The following is a 16608-nucleotide window of genomic DNA, read 5'->3' on the forward strand; positions in this document are numbered from 1 at the left end:
ATTAAGAAAAAGGGGGCGATATCTATGCTGGATTTCCGTGTCTACACGTTTCTGGAAGTCTGTAAATACATGAATTTCACCAAGGCAGCCGAGGCTCTCCACATCACCCAGCCTGCCGTCTCGCAGCACATTCGTTTCATCGAAGACTACTACCAGACGAGGCTCTTTTCCTTCCAGGGCAAGAAGCCGGTACTCACAGAGGCCGGGGAATATCTGCTCCATGCCTTTTCGACCTTAAGCCACGACCAGGTTTACTTAAAGGAACAGGTTCTTGCCATGAAAAACAAACACCCATCCCTTATCTTCGGAGCGACCCTCACCATCGGGGAGTACGTCATGCCGCAGTTTTTGATTGAACACCAGACACACCACCCGGACACCGCCCTGACGATGATCACCGCCAACACCCACGAGCTTCTCGAACGGATCTCCGATGGGGAGATCGATTTTGCCATTGTGGAAGGATATTTCGATAAGACCCAGTATGACTACCTGACCTTCTCGACGGAGCCCTACATTGCGGTCGCAGGAAAGCCACCGCAAAGTGGGATACGTCCTGCCCAGCTGACAGATCTTCTTGGGGAAAAGCTTCTAATCCGGGAAACCGGATCAGGGACGAGGGAGATTCTGGAGAAATGTCTGACTTCCCGCAATCTTTCGATCCACGATTTTGCCGGGATCTCCGAAATCGGAAATATCCCTGCCTTAAAAGCAATGGCTGCTGCCGGTATTGGTATCACCTTCTTATACCGGTCCGCTGTGGAAGAAGAGCTGAAAAGCCATACTTTGTATGATATCACACCGGAGGACTTCTCTGTAACCCATGATTTCACGTTGATCTGGCAGAAGGGCAGCATCTTCGCCTCTCGTTACCGAACATTATTTAAGGAATGGAGACACTAAGCCATGAGAAACCTTTTCACCATACAGAATGGGAAACGCTATCTGAGCATCATTTTAGGCAATCTGTTGATTACCGGCGCTTATGCTTTCATCACTGTGCCTAATAAGATCGTAAACGGAGGCGTTACGAGCTTTTCTATGATTCTGGAGGAAGTTACCTCCATCAATCTGACGTACCTGGTGGACTTTATCACCATCTTACTTTTGCTGCTTTGCTATATTTTTCTTGGTAAGACCTTTTTTACCGGAACCGTGTTTAGCTGCATTTGCTATCTTGTCTTCTTCTCGATCTTGCACAGCACCGGGCTTGCTCTGATCGTGCCGCCTGCCCTTGGCATGGTGGTCGCCGGAACCATTGTAGGATTCGGATACTATTTCTGCATCAGTGCGAAGTCCACAGCCGTAGGATTCGATGTAGTGGCCCTGATTTTAAATAAAAAAAATCCGAAAATCAATATCGCACTTAGCATGTATCTGATCAACATGTGCGTATTGCTTTTCGGACTCTTTACCTACGGTATGTTATCCGTCCTGACCGGAATCGGATTTACTGCGCTTCAGTCCCTGACACTGAATCACCTTTTAAAAAAGAAAGGGTAATGGTCGTCCCTTTTCCAACCTCACTGTCAGTCCGGATCTGAATATTGTGTATAACCGCTCCATGCTTGACGATAGAAAGCCCAAGCCCGGTTCCCCCTGTCTCCTTGGAGTGGCTTTTATCCACCCGGTAGAAGCGCTCAAAAATGCGCTCCTGCTCCTCTTCCGGGATTCCAATCCCCGTATCTTTCACGATGATCTTCGGCCCGCTTAAGGTACTGCCCACCCAGACATGCACCCGGCCACCCGGTTTATTATATTTTACGGCGTTCTCGCACAGATTCCAGACCATCTCATCCAGAATCCGGTATACACCTTCAAATTCTACTGTTTCTCCACTCAAATCCATGGAAACATGATGGCGCTCCGCCATATTCTCCAGACGCACCAAAACATCCTCACAGATGGCATAAAGATTTACCGTCTCCTTTTCCAGACCCACGCCTCCTTCATCTAGCTTGGAAAGCTTGATGATATCTTCCACTAACACAATAAGCCGGCTTGCCTCCTTATAGATACGCTCCGCGAATCCCGGCACATCATCTGGTTTTACAAGCCCACTCTTCATAATCTCAGCATAACCGGAAATAGACGTCAGCGGAGTCTTCAGCTCATGGGAAACATTTGCGGAAAATTCTTTTCGCATCTGCTCATTCTTTTCCTTTTCCTTCTTCTGACTTTCCATACTAAGAAGCAGAGGCGTCAGCTCTTCGTAGACATCGTTATCAATCGGATGTTCCAGATCAAGTTCATTGATCGGCTGCACCAGCCGGCTCGCCATCCACTTCGAAAGCCTCCAGGCGATCACGACCAGGGCAATACCAATCCCAAACATATAAGGCAGAACGCGCACAGCCGTGCTGCTTACGCCGTCCATGGACTTGGCGACCCGCAGAACCGTACCATCCTCCAGAAGTGTCGCATAGTAATAAAGCTCCTGCCCTACTGTCTCGGACATCCGCTTCGCCTGACCATGCCCTTTTTCCAGCGCCTCTTTGATCTCTTTCCTCTGTGCATGATTCTCATCCTTACTGTTGATTCCGTGGGAATCATAGAGGACGGTTCCCTCCTCGTCGATCTGCGTTACACGAGTATCTGTATTGACGTCGTCCATCTCCTGGAGATACTGGCTTCCCAACAGGTTAATGGCCTCCTTGATATAGGCTGCCTCCTGCCTTGCGTCCTGCCTCATGATCCGGTAAGTCTGATTGTAGACAATACCAATGATAAATGCATAGGACGCCAGAAGTGTCAGAACAATCATGAACACCATATTTCTCTGGATCTTGTTTCTCATGCTTCCTCCTGATCCTCTGTGATCCGGTAACCCACGCCGCGCACTGTTTCAATGACCTCCCCGGCGCTCCCAAGTTTCTGGCGCAAGGTTCGGATATGTACGTCCACGGTCCGTGTCTCACCATCAAAGTCATAGCCCCAGATCTCTTCTAAAAGCCGGTCTCTTGTGAGAACAATCCCTTTGTTATGAATCAGTCTCTTCAGCATCTCGTACTCTTTCAGCGTCAGATTAATATGCTCTCCGTCTACAAGTACCTCGTGCTTTTTCTCGTTGAGCGTGATCGGCCCTGCCTTTAGGACTTCGGCCTCCTCCTTTTTCTTCGTACGCCTGAGTACGGCTTTAATCCTGGATACCAGTTCCATCATCCCAAACGGCTTGGTCACATAGTCGTCCGCCCCGGCGTCAAGCCCGGACACTTTGTCGTACTCTGTCCCCTTTGCCGTCACCATGATAACCGGAATGTCTTTTGTCTTTTTGTTACCTTTCAGCTTTTTCAGAATTGTAAGCCCGTCTTCTCCCGGCAGCATAATATCAAGTAAAATAAGCTCTGGCAGCCGTTCTGCCAAAGCTTTAAAAAACACTTCGCCGTCTTCAAATCCTTCCGCTTCCATGCCTGTACTTGATAATGTATATACTACCAGTTCTCTAATATTCCTGTCGTCTTCTACACAAAAAATCATTTTACTTCTCCTGCGCTTTTCCTTTCATGGACCTCCGTGGCAATGCGGTGATTTCCGGTGACGGAAAACTCTACCCACTCGGCGATGTTGGTCGCATGGTCCCCGATTCGTTCCAGATATTTAGCAACCATAATCAGATCTACCGCGTCCTCGCCGCCGTCTCCGTTTTCTTTGGCAATATATTCTATGATTTCTTGACGGATCTTGTCAAAAAGCCGGTCTACTTCGTCGTCCGCTGTCATCACTTTCTTCGCAAGCATCATGTTCTGCTCAACGTACGCCCGGACGCTTTCCCGAACCATCTTCGCTGCGGCCTGGGCCATCACGCCGATGTCCTTATTGTCCATCTCCATCTTAAGATCTGTAGAGAGCAGAATCTCCGCAATGTCTGACGCCTGATCTCCGATCCGCTCCATGTCGGTAATCATTTTCAATGCCGCTGAGATCTGGCGAAGATCCTTTGCCACCGGCTGCTGCTGAAGCAGAAGCTTCAGACAAAGTCTCTCAATGTCTTTCTCTGCCTGGTCGATCTCCTCGTCCGCAAGGATGACCTCTCTTGCCTGCTCTTCCTTACCTTCCAGAATAGCCTCTGTGGCCTTTGTGATCGCAACTTCGCACAACTCGCCCATATTGGTAAGCTGTTCTTTTAATGAGTCAAGCTGCATATCGAATTTGTTTCTCATATTTAGCCGAACCTCCCTGTAATATAGTCTTCTGTTCTCTTATCTGATGGAATTGAGAATAATTTTTCCGTGTTGTTGTACTCGATCATTTCTCCAAGAAGGAAGAATGCGGTATTATCGGAAATTCGTACTGCCTGCTGCATATTATGTGTTACCATGACAATAGTATAATCTTTTTTCAAATCTGCCGCAAGATCTTCTATTTTAGAAGTGGAAATCGGATCCAATGCGGAGGTCGGTTCGTCCATCAAAAGCACTTCCGGTTCCACAGCCAGAGCTCTTGCAATACAAAGTCTCTGCTGTTGTCCACCAGACATTCCAAGGGCGCTTTTCTTGAGACGGTCCTTCACCTCATCCCAGATCGCCGCATTTCTCAAGGATTTCTCCACAATCTCATCCAGCCTTGCCTTGGAATGGATTCCGTGTGTTCTCGGTCCATATGCTACGTTGTCATAAATGCTCATCGGGAACGGATTCGGTTTCTGGAATACCATACCGACGCGTTTCCGAAGAGTGTTGACATCCATTGATTTTGCATAAATATCCTGTCCATCCAGAAGGATTTTCCCTTCGATGCGGCATCCTTCCACCAGGTCGTTCATTCTGTTTAAAGACTTTAAAAGCGTAGATTTCCCACAGCCACTTGGTCCTATGAACGCTGTAATTTTATTTGGTTTGATTTCCAGGTTGACATTTTTGAGTGCCTGGAACGAGCCATAAAACAAGTCCATATCTTTAATATTGATTTTGCCCATTACCGTGTCCCCTTTGTAAGTTTTCTTGCCGCAACGGCAGATAAGGTATTCATTCCGACTACCACAATCAGAAGAATCACTGCTGTCGCGTACGCCTGATCCATGTATAGCCCCTCACTGGAAAGATTGTACATGTGAACAGCCAGTGTACGTCCGGAATCCATTGGAGACGACGCCATTTTCGGAACCGTTCCTGCCGTGTACATCAAGGCCGCTGTCTCACCCATGATTCTTCCGATTGCCAGGATAACTCCCGCCATAATTCCCGGCACTGCCGCTGGAAGCACAATCCTGAAAATCGTACGAAGCTTTCCCGCCCCAAGTCCAAAACTTCCTTCCCTGTATGTATCAGGTACGGATTTTAACGCCTCTTCTGTCGTTCTCATAATCAGCGGAAGAATCATAATGGACATGGTAAAAGCACCTGCCAGAATGGAATATCCCCACTTAAGCGCTGATACGAAAAACAACATACCAAACAGACCGTACACGATGGATGGAATTCCGGATAAAGTCTCCGCCGTAATCCGGATGATACCCACAAATTTATTTCCTTTTTTTGCGTACTCCACAAGGAAAATGGCGGAGAAAATACCAAATGGAATCGCAATGACCAGCGACAATGCGGTCATAATGACAGTATTCACCAGCGCCGGCATCAAAGACGCATTTTCCGTGTTATACTCCAATGAGAATAAAGAGGGCTTGATATTCGGAAGTCCATTTATCAAAATATAAGCAAGCAGGAACAAAAGCACTGCAAATGTCGCTGCAGCAGCCGCAAAAATCAGTACCCGCAAAATGATACTTTCCACTTTTCTGCCTTTAGTCATTTCTGCTCCTCCTGTTCAAAACGGATACACATCCATTGATAATCAAAATAAATACAAACAGTACCACCGCAGTCGCAATCAGTGCTTCTCTGTGCAGATCCGCCGCATAACCCATCTCCATTACAATGTTTGTCGTCATTGTACGCACACCTTTCAGAAGCCCTTGTGGCATTCTCGGCTGGTTTCCTGCAACCATGATGACCGCCATAGTCTCGCCGATCGCACGTCCTATTCCAAGAACAATTCCCGCGATCACACCGGATTTGGCAGCCGGGATCACAATCCGAAAAACTGTCCTCTCCTTTGTAGCTCCCAGAGCAAGTGAACCTTCATAGTACTGATCCGGTACACTCCGCATGGCAGACTCGGTCACACCGATAATGGTCGGAAGAATCATAATTCCGAGAATGATGGACGCTGTCAGCATCGTCTGGCCGTTCCCTCCCACGCCGGTTTTCGCTGTATATGTTCTTATCAACGGTACAATAACTACCAGACCGAAAAATCCATAGACAACGGACGGAATTCCGGCCAAAAGCTCAGTCGCTGATTTTAAAAATGGGTAAATCTTTTTCGGACAATAGTGCGCCATGAAAACTGAGGTAAAAATCCCGATCGGCACACCGATAACCACGGCTCCGGCCGTCACATAGATACTTCCCATAATCATCGGTAGAATACCGTAAATATTATTGCTCGGTCTCCACTCCTCTCCCAGAAGGAAGTCCAGAAAACCGATCTCGGACATCGCCGGAACCCCGTTTGCAAACAAAAACACACAAATCAGTGCTACCGCTAAAACGGAAGCACAGGCCGCAAGGAGAAATACTCCCTGCATGCCTTTTTCCTTCCAATTTTTCATAATTACTTCGTTACCTCATCCCAAGAAGTCGTTTCACCTGTAAAGATCTGTTTTACCTGATCGGATGTCAGTTCCTCTACGCTGTTATCATTGCTTACAATCACGGCAATTCCATCTGTCGCAATGACTGTCGCCTTCACACCTTCGGACGTCTCGGAGTCTTTCAGTTCACGGGAAGCCATTCCGATATCGCTGATTCCTTCGATCGCATTGGATACACCTGTTGTAGAATCACTTGTCTGGATTTCCACTTCGACATCTTTGTTCAGTTCTTTATATGCCTCGGAAAGTTTTTCCATTACCGGAGATACAGAAGAAGAACCAGATACTGTCACTTTTCCACTCAGCCCGGATGCACTATACTCTGTGGAAGTCTCTACCGGAATATATCCTTCATCAGCCACTACTTCCTGTCCCTGGCTGCTCATAATGAAATTGAGGAAATCCTGCGCCGCTTCGCTTAAACCGTCTTTTGTTACAACATTAAACGGACGGGATATTTTGTAAGTACCACTCTCAATGTTTTCTGCTGTAGCCTCTGCTCCATCAATCTTGACGGCTTTTACATCATCACTTAAAGACCCAAGAGATACATATCCGATTGCATTCGGATCCTGTGCTACAGTAGAAAGCATGACGGATGTATTGTTGGTGACAGTGGCATCTGTTGTTGTATTATCTACTTTCTCGCCGTTTACTTCTTCTTCCACACCGAAAAGCTCAACGAATGCCCCTCTTGTTCCGGATCCTTCCTCCCGGGAAATGACGTTGATGCTTCCTCCTGAAGAAGATCCTCCGTCGCTTCCTCCTTCTTTATCACTGCTACCACATGCCGCAAGAGACATCATCATAACTGCTGCTGTAATAATTGCTGTAACTTTTCTTAATTTCATAGTTTTCTCTCCCTGATTTCAAATTTTACATTTTTGTTGTTTTCCTGTCGACAGTGCCTATCATAAAGGACAAATGTTAAATCTATTAAAAACTTCCGGTTAAATCTATGTAAAATATTTATCCCCCAATTTTACATTTTCATGCTGTCGGGAAGAAAATCCGTGTAAAAATCAAGAAAATGTAAACTTTTCTACGACGATTCTAAAAACTTTACATTGATTTTATGTAGTAATTCAACCATGCGACCTGTAATCAATAAAACCTGCAATCACTTTTTTATTGTTATCTTTTAGACAATACTTGCCATGGTCATGGCAGAATGATAGAATGAGTTGGAATTATTTCTATACATATAGAAGAAAAACATTGGCATTTATCAGGGAGGAGAAAAGAAATGGCAATGAAACCAGCTCAGAAAAAACAGTTGACCGGCCTTTTCTACGCCGTATGCGGCGGTGTACTGTTTGCGGCCGGCGTGAATCTGTTCATCACACCGCTGGATCTGTATAACGGTGGATTCATGGGAATCGCACAGCTGATCCGTACCCTTTTGACATCTGTCTTCCATCTTTCTTTCGGGCAGACCGATATTGCGGGTATCGTTTACTTTTTAATTAATCTTCCGCTTCTGTACCTTGCGTGGCAGAAAATGGGAAAGGGCTTTTTCGCCCGAACTGTCTTTACTGTCATTGTCCAGACAGCAGCGCTGACCTTGATTCCAATTCCCGAACGCTCTATCATCGACGACCGTCTGACTTCCTGTATCATCGGCGGACTTATCGCAGGATTCGGAAGCGGCCTTGTACTGCGAGGCGGAAGTTCCGGTGGCGGACAGGACATTCTGGGACTTTACTTTACAAAGAAGTTTCGAAATTTCAGCGTCGGAAAAATGTCCAATATTATCAATATCTTTGTATACGGAGTCTGTCTGTTAATGTTTGACCTGGAAATCGTCATTTACTCACTAATCTATGGCGTCATCTATGCCATGGCATGTGACCGGATTCACATCCAGAACATTAATATGAGTGTGATGATCTTCACGAAAAAGCTCGGCATCTCCAAGGCGATTATGGAGGAGACGGGACGTGGCGTGACTAACTGGGACGGCGCCGGAGCCTACACCAATGAGACGTCCTATATCCTGTTCGTGATGATCTCCAAGTATGAGGTTAACCAGATCCGCAGAATCGTCCAGAACATCGATCCGAACGCCTTTATGATCTTCACGGAAGGTTGCTCCGTAGAAGGGAACTTTGAGAAGAGGCTGTAAACGCTCCGACGTGGCAAATGCTTGTACAAAACACCCGAAGAATGAAAGTGTATATCTTCCATTCTTCGGGCGTTTTCGTTTATGATCTTATTTTAAGTTTCTTTTCCTTGTTTCTACCGCTCTCTATGATTCTGCAAGAAACAGTCTCGCAATTTCCTTGTACAGCCACGATCTGCGCTGGATCTCAACCCCGCCGACCTCCACTGTGCCGCCTCTTGTCATAGTCGCAACTCCAAGCTCCGGAATCCTTATCTCCATGGAGCCGTCCGCATTTGTCATAGGACGTTCCCGGCGGATCCCCGGGTTGCCAGCAGCGGCCACAAGCTGCTGAATCCGTTCTCTATCGAAGTAGGTATCGTTTACCATGACGCCTTCCTCCGTCACAATAATCATATCTATCTCGTCCGGATCCCTTTCATTCGGGTCACGATAAAGGCGTCTGTACAGTCTTTCCAGCAGTCCCATATGATGAAAACCGGATTGTTTCAGAATTCTATTCATACCTGTCCCTCCTTCGTTCTGTTATGAGGCTATTCTATCACTGTCCTCAACTTGCTTCAACGAAAGATATTCTGTAGAAACTGAAGATATTCTGAATATCCGCAATCCGGCTTTCATTGTTTTTTAAGATTTTCGTATTCTATAACAGCTCTGCAAGGTCTGTGTATTCCATCTCAAAGCTCTCCGCCACATTTTTGCATGTAAGCTTCCCGTCATAGGTGTTCACTCCCGAGATCAGAACCGGGTTCTTTCTGCATGCTTCCTCCAGTCCATGCTTCGCAATGGCAAGTCCGTAACGCAATGTCGCATTGGTCAAAGCGATGGTGGAGGTCCTTGGCACTGCTCCCGGCATATTTCCGACGCAGTAATGGACAATACCATCTACTTCGTAAATCGGATCGTCGTGGTATGTTACTTTTGTCGTCTCACAACATCCGCCCTGGTCTACTGCTACATCCACAATTACGCTGCCCGGACGCATTTCCTTTAAGTACGCACGTTTCATCAGCTTCGGAGCAGCCTTACCTGGAATCAGAACGCTTCCGATCACCAGATCCGCGTCTTTCACCGCATTCTCGATATTGGTATCGGTGCTGACAAGTGTCTGGATTCTTGCCCCGAAAATATCATCCAGATAGGCAAGCCTTGGCAGGCTGATATCCAAAATCGTCACGTTAGCCCCCATGCCGACCGCAATCTTACATGCATTCGTGCCTACGGAACCGCCGCCGATAATCACAATGTTAGCCTTTGGCGTACCCGGCACGCCGGATAAGAGTACCCCGGATCCTCCGAACGTCTTTTCCAGATATTTCGCACCCTCCTGGATGCTGAGTCTTCCGGCAATCTGGCTCATCGGCGCTAAAAGAGGAATACTCCCGTCCCGCTCTATCAGAGTCTCATAAGCAAATCCTTTCATGCCGGATGTCAGCATAGCGTCTGTCAGAGCTCTGTCCGCCGCCAGATGAAGATAAGTAAAAAGCAGAAGGTCTTTGCGGAAGTATCCGTACTCTTCCGGCAGCGGTTCTTTGACCTTTACCATCATATCTACGCCGTCCCAGACTTCCTTTGCTTTATCACAAAGCTTCGCACCGGCCTTTTCATATTCTGCGTCTGTAAAGCCGGATCCCAGACCAGCTCCCTTTTCGATCCACACTTCATGTCCTGCGTTCACATAGCTTTTTGCGTTGTCTGGAATGAGTCCTACCCGGTACTCTCTGTTTTTGATCTCTTTCACACAGCCGATCTTCATGTTGTTACCTCCTTATGTGTTTTGTAGAATCGACCAATCCTTGTGCGTCTGTATTGGTTTTCATAGTTCTCTATGCCCATCATACATCATCTAAATTGTCTTTTCAATCATTGTTAATTTTTAGATTGATCTATCATTTAAAAGGCCCAAAAAGCTTTCTGTCAATCCAGTTTGATCTTTGCGAAGGCCTCGGCAAATGCATGGTTGAGAGGCTGTTCCGCCTCTTTTTGCTGTTGCTTCATATAACGCCGGACGTCCTGACGGCTTACGTCCTTTCCTTCTCTCTTCCTTCTGTCTTCAAAGGCAGCCATCTTCTCTTTGTGACCACAGACGCAGACAAAGGTCTGTGCCTCTCCCTTACCAAAAAGTTCCATCCGCTTGTGACAGACCGGACAACGGGCATTGGTCGTCCGGGAGATTGTCTCTCGGTATCCGCACTCTCTGTCCTGGCAGACAAGCATTTTGCTGTTCTTTCCGTTTACGGCAAGCATTCGTTTACCACAGCGCGGGCACTTCCGATTTGTAAGATTGTCATGCCGAAATGTCCCCTCACTTGTACGAATGTCAGATAATACATCGTTTGTGTACCGTTCGATTTCCCTCATAAAGGACGACTCTTTTTGCCTTCCCTCGGAAATCCTTTGGAGTTCCTTCTCCCACCTGGCCGTAAGCTCCGGTTTCTTCAGATCCTGAGGCACCAGCTCCAGAAGCTGCTTTCCCTTGGAAGTAATCAAAAGATCGTTCCCTTTCTTTTCCATATAAAAGGTATGAAACAGCTTTTCGATAATGTCCGCACGGGTGGCGACCGTCCCAAGCCCACCCTTTTCCATCGCAGTCAGAAGGGCTGCTTCCGTATACCGTGCCGGAGGTTTCGTCTTTCCTTCGGTCCGCTCCTGTCTCTTGATGAGAAGGCTTTGCCCCTCTTTCAGATCCGGGAGTGTCTGATTGCCCAGCTCATCCTCCCCATCTTCCTCCTCGATACTACTGTCGTAGACTGCTCTCCATCCGGCCTCCCGGATCGTCTCTCCTTTTGCGACGAAACGCTCTTTGCAGACAGACGCCTGAATACGTACCTGCTCATACTCTGCCGGAGGGTAGAGAACCGCCAGAAATCTCCGTACAACCAGATCATAAATCTTCCGTTCCTCCGAAGTCATATGGGTCAAGTCCACAAACTGCTCCGTCGGAATAATCGCATGATGGTCGCTCACCTTGCTGTCATCCACAAACCGTTTCTCCGCTTTGAACGTCTTTCCATGAAGGGCTTTTGCAAGGTCCCGAAAAGGCCCTGTCTTGCACGCTTCCACACGCTCTCTCAAAGTCGGAACAATATCTGAACTTATATACCGGGAATCTGTCCGTGGATAAGTCAGTACCTTATGATGTTCATAAAGCCGCTGCATGATATTGAGTGTCTCCTTGGCGGAAAAGCCAAACCGTCGGCTGGCATCCCGCTGAAGCTCCGTCAGGTCATAAAGTGCTGGAGCGTATGTATGCTTCTTCTTTTTCTCCACACGTTCCAGAAGAAGGCGTTCTCCCTGGATCATCTCCGTGATCTTTTTTGCCCGCTCTCCGTCAAAGATACGGGTGCTGCCGGACTTTTGATCTTGCCAGGTAAAGCAGATCCCTTCAGAATAGAGCCGCACACCATAGTAGGACTTTGGCGTAAAGGAGTGGATCTCCTCCTCCCGGTTTGCAAGTAGTGCCAGGGTTGGCGTCTGTACCCGCCCGCATGTAAGCTTGGCATTATACTTGCACGTCAGTGCTCTCGTGGCATTGATCCCCACGAGCCAGTCCGCCTTGGCTCTTGCTCTCGCGGCATCGTAAAGGTTCTCAAAGTCCCTCCCGTCCCTCAGACGGGCGAAGCCTTCCCGGATCGCCCGGTCCGTCACCGACGAAATCCACAGCCGTTTGAGCGGCTTTTGGTTTTTTGCCATGTCAAGAATCCATCTCGCCACCAGCTCGCCTTCCCGTCCGGCATCCGTAGCAATAATGATCTCTCCCACATCCTTTCTGCGGATCTGCGCCTTGACCGCGCCAAACTGCTTTGCTGTCTGACGTATCACCGTCAGCTTCCATGATTTGGGCACCATTGGAAGTACTTCCATCTTCCACTCTTTCCAATCTGGAGTATACTCCTCCGGATCAGCCAAAGTAACAAGGTGCCCAAGCCCCCAGGTGATGATATACTTTTCGCCCTCTATCATCCCCTGGCCATTCTTTTTACATCCCAACACCCGCGCAATGTCTCTTGCCACGGATGGTTTTTCCGCTATAACTAATACTTTCATGTCAATCCTTTCTCCTGTTTGGGAACTCTAAAAAACATCTATTGAACGTTTTTGTCGTATGCATTGCAACAGGAAAGGATATTGCCGGGACCCTCCCTTTGATCATCCTGCAATATCCTCTCTATTCGTTCACGATCAGATTTCCGTACTGATCCTTCAAAAGTTCCAGTTGTCTGCTCTCCTCCTCAGCCTCATCCAGACATCGTAAAATCGCTTCATTTAATGAGAGCATCTTGTCGTCCAGCTCCGATACCATCTTTGCGCACTCTTTTAGTTCCCTGCTAATGTATTCCGGTGCATTGCCCTCAAATTTGTAATAGATCTTATGCTCCAGGCTCGCCCAGAAATCCATGGCGATGGTTCGAATCTGAATCTCCACCTTTGTATCCACCACGCTGTCTGTCAGAAAAATCGGGACAGAAACAAGCATGTGGTAGCTTTTGTATCCGCTCTCCTTCGGATGCCGGATATAATCCTTAATGGAGAGCACCTTCAAATCGCTCTGGTTCCCAATCAGCTCCGCCAGCCGGTAAATGTCCGATGTAAAAGAACAGATCAGACGTACTCCGGCGATATCGTTGATGTACTTCACCATGTTCTCAATGGAACTCTCATGCCCCTGTCTCTTTAGTTTCTTAACAATGCTTTCCGGCGTCTTGATTCTCTTTTTGATATGTTCAATCGGGTTGTACCGATGGACATGCTGAAATTCGTCGTTTAGAATCTCCAGCTTGGTACCAACTTCCTTCAATGCCGCGTTATACAGGAACATCACGGTTTTCCAACTGTCGACATCTTCATAGTTTTTTACGTTCATCCTTTTCCACCTTTCACGAAAAAGACTTGCATGTTCATGCTTACCGCATTTACGCGCCACCTTATATTATAACATATTCTATTTACTTTGTCATTTATTTCACATTTTAACCATGTTTTTCTCTATTTTACTAAAATTTGGCACATTCTCATTGTACATAATGCCGCATGATGGCTCTCTAAAGTGACGCCAGCACAACAGGACGCATCCACCGAAACCGGCAGCTCCGGCACATATGCCTTGACAAGCAGTGCATTGGACACCACGCAGATATCTGTACAGACTCCGATCATCTCCACTGCTTCGTATCCGCCATCCCGGATATACTCTGCAAGCTCCACACTTCCAAACGCCGGCTTGTCAAAAATCCGGCTGTCCCCGGCAAACGGCTGAAGCTGTGGAATAATCTCCCATCCTTCACTACCCCGGATGCAATGTGTGATCGGAAGTTTTCGCCCTTCCTGGGTTTCAAGATAATTCTCCCCGTGGGTATCACGGGTAAAGACAACCTCTCCTCCCTCGGCAGTCCAGGACAGGATCTTCTGCCGCACCTTCTCTGTGATGGCACAGGCCTCCTTCGTCCCAAGGCTCCCTGTCACAAAGTCATTTTGCATATCAATCACAACCAGAAGTTCTTTCATCCTGCTCCTCCTCCTCTTGCTTTTTCTGTATTGTAACACGATTCCCACAGGGCGTAAAGAAACGTGGAAAACTTTACAATTCTTTTATAGAATGGTATGATATTCAGACAGAGAAAGGAGATTTCAGATGTTTCGATTGTGGGGAAAGATATGGAAAAACAACCGGATGGCCGCGGATACCGTGATCTGCGATGATTCCCCGGACACGAGAACGCACAAGGTGTTCCGGGCTCTGGACGAGATCTGTTACACCTTTGATCTCAGCAAGCCGATCTGGCTCGATACGAATATCCGGGAGTTTCAAAAGCACGCAAAAGTCCGGTTTTATCAGGACAGTTTTATCGACGGCATTGATTTCGATTATCTGGAGATCCAGGTCATCGAGGAGGATTCATACAGCACGGATTATGTATAGCGGAGGGATACCCTCCGTTATTTTTTCATCTTCGGTTCAAAAATCAGAGAGGCGAGATAACCAAAGATCAGCGCTGCTGAGATACCCACCGCACTGGAGGTAAAGCCTCCTTCAAAAATGCCGATGAACCCGTCTTTTTGCACCGCTTCTTTCACTCCCTGAAAGAGGGTGTTTCCAAATCCAAGCAGCGGTACGCTCGCCCCGCATCCGACCATTTCTATGAGCGGATCATATACGCCCAGGAATCCAAGCACGGTCCCTGTCGTCACTAAAAGGACCATCACTCTTCCCGGCATCAGTTTCGTCCGATCCAGAAGGATCTGCACCAGGGCGCAGATCAATCCGCCCGCCCAGAACGCATTGACATATTCCATCTTGTTCCTCCTTATCATCCAGCATGTTCCAGCACAATTCCGTGTGCGATTCCGGGGATGCTCTCTCCTTCGTTGAAGCTTACCGTGGACATGAGCGCCCCGGTCGGAACGAAAAGTACTTTCTTCCACTCCCCTTTACAGATCTTTGGGACCACATAGGAGCCAAGCGTCACCGCCGCACAGCCACAGCCGCTGCCCCCGGCGTGTGTGTCCTGGGTCTGCTGATCAAAAATTGTCTTCCCACAGTCCATATGCCGGTCCTCAATATCCACCCCATTTTTCTTTAAAAGTTCCAGAAGGATCGTACTTCCTATATAACCCAGATCCCCAGTAACAATCTGATCGTACGCCTCCAGATCCTGTCCGAAATCCTTACGGTTCGTCAGAATCGTATCACATGCCGCCGGCGCCATACAACCACCCATATTCTGGGAGTCCTTAAGTCCATAGTCCACAATCTTTCCGACAGTCACGCCGGAGAGGCGAACTTTCGACTTCTCACATCCGATGACAAAAGCACCGCTTCCGGTCACTGTCCACTGAGCCGAGAGAGGCCTCTGAGACGCATAGCCAAGAGGAAACCGGAATTCCTTCTCCGCACTTCCAAAATGGCTCGACGTGACTGCCAGGGCATAGTCCGCATAGCCTCCCGCCACCGTCATAGACGCCAGAGCCAGTGCCTCACCGGAGGTCGAGCAGGCCCCAAAAAGTCCGAACATAGGGATCTGGAGACTCTCGATTCCCATCGCCGTCGCCGTACCCTGCCGCAGAAGATCACCTCCAAAGAGATAGCGGATCTTGTCCTTGGGGATCCCGGATTTTTCCACTGCCCGCAGGCACGCCCGCTTCTGCATCTCACTTTCCGCCTCTTCCCAGGTCGTCTTTCCGAAGAGGTTATTCTTGTCCTGTCCCCTCTCGTCAAAGAGCTTTCCCAGTGGTCCCTGGCTTTCTTTCTGTCCCACAATCGTTCCTGCACTTAGCAGGTACGGAGCCTCGGCAAACCCAAGGCTCTGCTTTCCCTTTGCTATTCCATTTCTCATCTTCCATCCCGCCTTTCTCTACCAGTTGATTCCCGCTTTCAGCAGGAGATAATAAATGAGTCCGAAGGCCCAGCTTGTTACGATTCCATAGAGGATGACGGGACCTGCAATCGTAAAGATCTTACAGCCTATCCCGAACACCTGCCCTTCCTTTTTATATTCGATAGCAGGCGCGGCTACAGAGTTGGCAAACCCGGTAATCGGGACCAGCGCCCCGGCTCCGCCCCATTTCGCAATCTTCGGATAGAGGCCAAGTCCCGTCAGAAGAACACTTAAAAACACGAGAAGCATGGATGTATAACAGCTCGTCATTTCCTTGTCCATTCCTGTACCGGACACGTAGTTGGAGATGATCTGGCCCACAAGACAGATGGCACCTCCGGTTACAAAGGCCCGGAACATATTTTTCCAGACATTGTGCACCGGCGTTTTCTGTTTGACATATTCTTCGTAGCTTTTTTGCTTTCTTGCCTGTTCTTTGTTGATCGGCTTTTTCAAAC

19 protein-coding genes are annotated in these 16608 nt (G+C 48.0%); 4 read left to right on the forward strand and 15 right to left on the reverse strand.

What is annotated here, in order from left to right:
- Positions 1-24 precede the first annotated feature (24 nt).
- Positions 25-903, forward strand: coding sequence for a LysR substrate-binding domain-containing protein (locus AOA56_RS10900; protein ID WP_024733356.1), 879 nt, complete (start codon positions 25-27; stop codon positions 901-903).
- A 3-nt stretch (positions 904-906) separates the two neighbouring features.
- Positions 907-1503, forward strand: coding sequence for a YitT family protein (locus tag AOA56_RS10905; protein ID WP_082349972.1), 597 nt, complete (start codon positions 907-909; stop codon positions 1501-1503).
- Here AOA56_RS10905 and AOA56_RS10910 read toward each other — a convergent pair.
- The 7 genes from AOA56_RS10910 to AOA56_RS10940 are packed head-to-tail and all read right to left on the reverse strand — an operon-like array spanning position 1451 to position 7503.
- Complete coding sequence (locus tag AOA56_RS10910; RefSeq protein WP_053769652.1) at positions 1451-2797, reverse strand: sensor histidine kinase; 1347 nt, start codon at positions 2795-2797, stop codon at positions 1451-1453. The genes AOA56_RS10905 and AOA56_RS10910 overlap by 53 nt on opposite strands.
- On the reverse strand, positions 2794-3477 hold the full coding sequence (locus tag AOA56_RS10915; protein WP_024733359.1) for a response regulator transcription factor: 684 nt from the start codon (positions 3475-3477) through the stop codon (positions 2794-2796). The genes AOA56_RS10910 and AOA56_RS10915 overlap by 4 nt, the downstream gene beginning before the upstream one ends.
- Complete coding sequence (gene phoU / locus AOA56_RS10920; protein ID WP_053769653.1) at positions 3474-4160, reverse strand: phosphate signaling complex protein PhoU; 687 nt, start codon at positions 4158-4160, stop codon at positions 3474-3476. Before phoU ends, AOA56_RS10915 begins: the two co-directional genes overlap by 4 nt.
- Positions 4161-4162: 2 nt before the next feature.
- The gene (pstB, locus tag AOA56_RS10925) at positions 4163-4915 is read right to left on the reverse strand and encodes a phosphate ABC transporter ATP-binding protein PstB (protein ID WP_053769654.1); all 753 of its coding nucleotides are present in this window, start codon (positions 4913-4915) and stop codon (positions 4163-4165) included.
- Entirely contained in the window at positions 4915-5748 is an 834-nt protein-coding gene (gene pstA / locus AOA56_RS10930) for a phosphate ABC transporter permease PstA (protein WP_024733362.1), read from the reverse strand. The genes pstB and pstA overlap by 1 nt, the downstream gene beginning before the upstream one ends.
- The gene (gene pstC, locus AOA56_RS10935; protein ID WP_024733363.1) at positions 5741-6610 is read right to left on the reverse strand and encodes a phosphate ABC transporter permease subunit PstC; all 870 of its coding nucleotides are present in this window, start codon (positions 6608-6610) and stop codon (positions 5741-5743) included. The genes pstA and pstC overlap by 8 nt, the downstream gene beginning before the upstream one ends.
- Before the next feature lie 2 nt (positions 6611-6612).
- On the reverse strand, positions 6613-7503 hold the full coding sequence (locus tag AOA56_RS10940; protein WP_053769655.1) for a substrate-binding domain-containing protein: 891 nt from the start codon (positions 7501-7503) through the stop codon (positions 6613-6615).
- A gap of 395 nt (positions 7504-7898) precedes the next feature.
- Between AOA56_RS10940 and AOA56_RS10945 the strand changes: the two genes are divergently transcribed.
- On the forward strand, positions 7899-8777 hold the full coding sequence (locus tag AOA56_RS10945) for a YitT family protein (protein ID WP_330376501.1): 879 nt from the start codon (positions 7899-7901) through the stop codon (positions 8775-8777).
- Between the two features lie 123 nt (positions 8778-8900).
- On the opposite strand, the gene AOA56_RS10950 is transcribed toward AOA56_RS10945, so the two are convergent.
- From AOA56_RS10950 to AOA56_RS10970, 5 genes are all read right to left on the reverse strand, one after another.
- The gene (locus AOA56_RS10950; RefSeq protein WP_024733365.1) at positions 8901-9278 is read right to left on the reverse strand and encodes a hypothetical protein; all 378 of its coding nucleotides are present in this window, start codon (positions 9276-9278) and stop codon (positions 8901-8903) included.
- Between the two features lie 139 nt (positions 9279-9417).
- Positions 9418-10530 carry an alanine dehydrogenase gene (ald, locus tag AOA56_RS10955; RefSeq protein WP_024733366.1) on the reverse strand — a complete coding sequence of 371 codons (1113 nt, stop codon included), beginning with the start codon at positions 10528-10530 and terminating at the stop codon, positions 9418-9420.
- A 161-nt stretch (positions 10531-10691) separates the two neighbouring features.
- A complete protein-coding gene (locus AOA56_RS10960) occupies positions 10692-12821 on the reverse strand; it encodes a DNA topoisomerase III (protein WP_053769656.1) in 2130 nt (709 codons plus the stop codon).
- A 121-nt stretch (positions 12822-12942) separates the two neighbouring features.
- Entirely contained in the window at positions 12943-13638 is a 696-nt protein-coding gene (locus AOA56_RS10965; RefSeq protein ID WP_048620422.1) for a GTP pyrophosphokinase, read from the reverse strand.
- A gap of 122 nt (positions 13639-13760) precedes the next feature.
- Entirely contained in the window at positions 13761-14279 is a 519-nt protein-coding gene (locus AOA56_RS10970; protein ID WP_024733368.1) for a cysteine hydrolase family protein, read from the reverse strand.
- 127 nt (positions 14280-14406) lie between these two features.
- Here AOA56_RS10970 and AOA56_RS10975 point away from each other — a divergent pair, with 127 nt between their 5' ends.
- A complete protein-coding gene (locus AOA56_RS10975; protein ID WP_024733369.1) occupies positions 14407-14694 on the forward strand; it encodes a hypothetical protein in 288 nt (95 codons plus the stop codon).
- A gap of 17 nt (positions 14695-14711) precedes the next feature.
- On the opposite strand, the gene AOA56_RS10980 is transcribed toward AOA56_RS10975, so the two are convergent.
- The 3 genes from AOA56_RS10980 to spoVAC are packed head-to-tail and all read right to left on the reverse strand — an operon-like array spanning position 14712 to position 16594.
- Positions 14712-15068 (reverse strand): SpoVA/SpoVAEb family sporulation membrane protein, encoded by a 357-nt coding sequence (locus tag AOA56_RS10980; RefSeq protein WP_024733370.1) that lies wholly within the window; start codon positions 15066-15068, stop codon positions 14712-14714.
- A gap of 14 nt (positions 15069-15082) precedes the next feature.
- Entirely contained in the window at positions 15083-16108 is a 1026-nt protein-coding gene (locus AOA56_RS10985) for a stage V sporulation protein AD (RefSeq protein ID WP_053769657.1), read from the reverse strand.
- Positions 16109-16126: 18 nt separating this feature from the next.
- Positions 16127-16594: a stage V sporulation protein AC gene (gene spoVAC, locus AOA56_RS10990; protein WP_024733372.1), complete on the reverse strand. Its 468-nt coding sequence runs from the start codon at positions 16592-16594 to the stop codon at positions 16127-16129.
- Positions 16595-16608: the final 14 nt, after the last annotated feature.

The organism is Sellimonas intestinalis, from assembly GCF_001280875.1.
GTDB classification, from domain to species: Bacteria; Bacillota; Clostridia; order Lachnospirales; family Lachnospiraceae; genus Sellimonas; species Sellimonas intestinalis.

Bases quoted from the DNA above. Each gene is read 5' to 3' on its own strand.
- AOA56_RS10965 (WP_048620422.1), bottom strand. From the start codon at position 13,638: ATGAACGTAAAAAACTATGAAGATGTCGACAGTTGGAAAACCGTGATG.
- AOA56_RS10915 (WP_024733359.1), bottom strand. From the start codon at position 3,477: ATGATTTTTTGTGTAGAAGACGACAGGAATATTAGAGAACTGGTAGTA.
- AOA56_RS10980 (WP_024733370.1), bottom strand. From the start codon at position 15,068: ATGGAATATGTCAATGCGTTCTGGGCGGGCGGATTGATCTGCGCCCTG.
- AOA56_RS10900 (WP_024733356.1), top strand. From the start codon at position 25: ATGCTGGATTTCCGTGTCTACACGTTTCTGGAAGTCTGTAAATACATG.
- pstC (WP_024733363.1), bottom strand. From the start codon at position 6,610: ATGAAAAATTGGAAGGAAAAAGGCATGCAGGGAGTATTTCTCCTTGCG.
- AOA56_RS10960 (WP_053769656.1), bottom strand. From the start codon at position 12,821: ATGAAAGTATTAGTTATAGCGGAAAAACCATCCGTGGCAAGAGACATT.
- AOA56_RS10975 (WP_024733369.1), top strand. From the start codon at position 14,407: ATGTTTCGATTGTGGGGAAAGATATGGAAAAACAACCGGATGGCCGCG.
- AOA56_RS10950 (WP_024733365.1), bottom strand. From the start codon at position 9,278: ATGAATAGAATTCTGAAACAATCCGGTTTTCATCATATGGGACTGCTG.
- ald (WP_024733366.1), bottom strand. From the start codon at position 10,530: ATGAAGATCGGCTGTGTGAAAGAGATCAAAAACAGAGAGTACCGGGTA.
- pstA (WP_024733362.1), bottom strand. From the start codon at position 5,748: ATGACTAAAGGCAGAAAAGTGGAAAGTATCATTTTGCGGGTACTGATT.
- phoU (WP_053769653.1), bottom strand. From the start codon at position 4,160: ATGAGAAACAAATTCGATATGCAGCTTGACTCATTAAAAGAACAGCTT.
- pstB (WP_053769654.1), bottom strand. From the start codon at position 4,915: ATGGGCAAAATCAATATTAAAGATATGGACTTGTTTTATGGCTCGTTC.
- AOA56_RS10945 (WP_330376501.1), top strand. From the start codon at position 7,899: ATGGCAATGAAACCAGCTCAGAAAAAACAGTTGACCGGCCTTTTCTAC.
- AOA56_RS10910 (WP_053769652.1), bottom strand. From the start codon at position 2,797: ATGAGAAACAAGATCCAGAGAAATATGGTGTTCATGATTGTTCTGACA.
- AOA56_RS10940 (WP_053769655.1), bottom strand. From the start codon at position 7,503: ATGAAATTAAGAAAAGTTACAGCAATTATTACAGCAGCAGTTATGATG.
- AOA56_RS10905 (WP_082349972.1), top strand. From the start codon at position 907: ATGAGAAACCTTTTCACCATACAGAATGGGAAACGCTATCTGAGCATC.
- AOA56_RS10985 (WP_053769657.1), bottom strand. From the start codon at position 16,108: ATGAGAAATGGAATAGCAAAGGGAAAGCAGAGCCTTGGGTTTGCCGAG.
- AOA56_RS10970 (WP_024733368.1), bottom strand. From the start codon at position 14,279: ATGAAAGAACTTCTGGTTGTGATTGATATGCAAAATGACTTTGTGACA.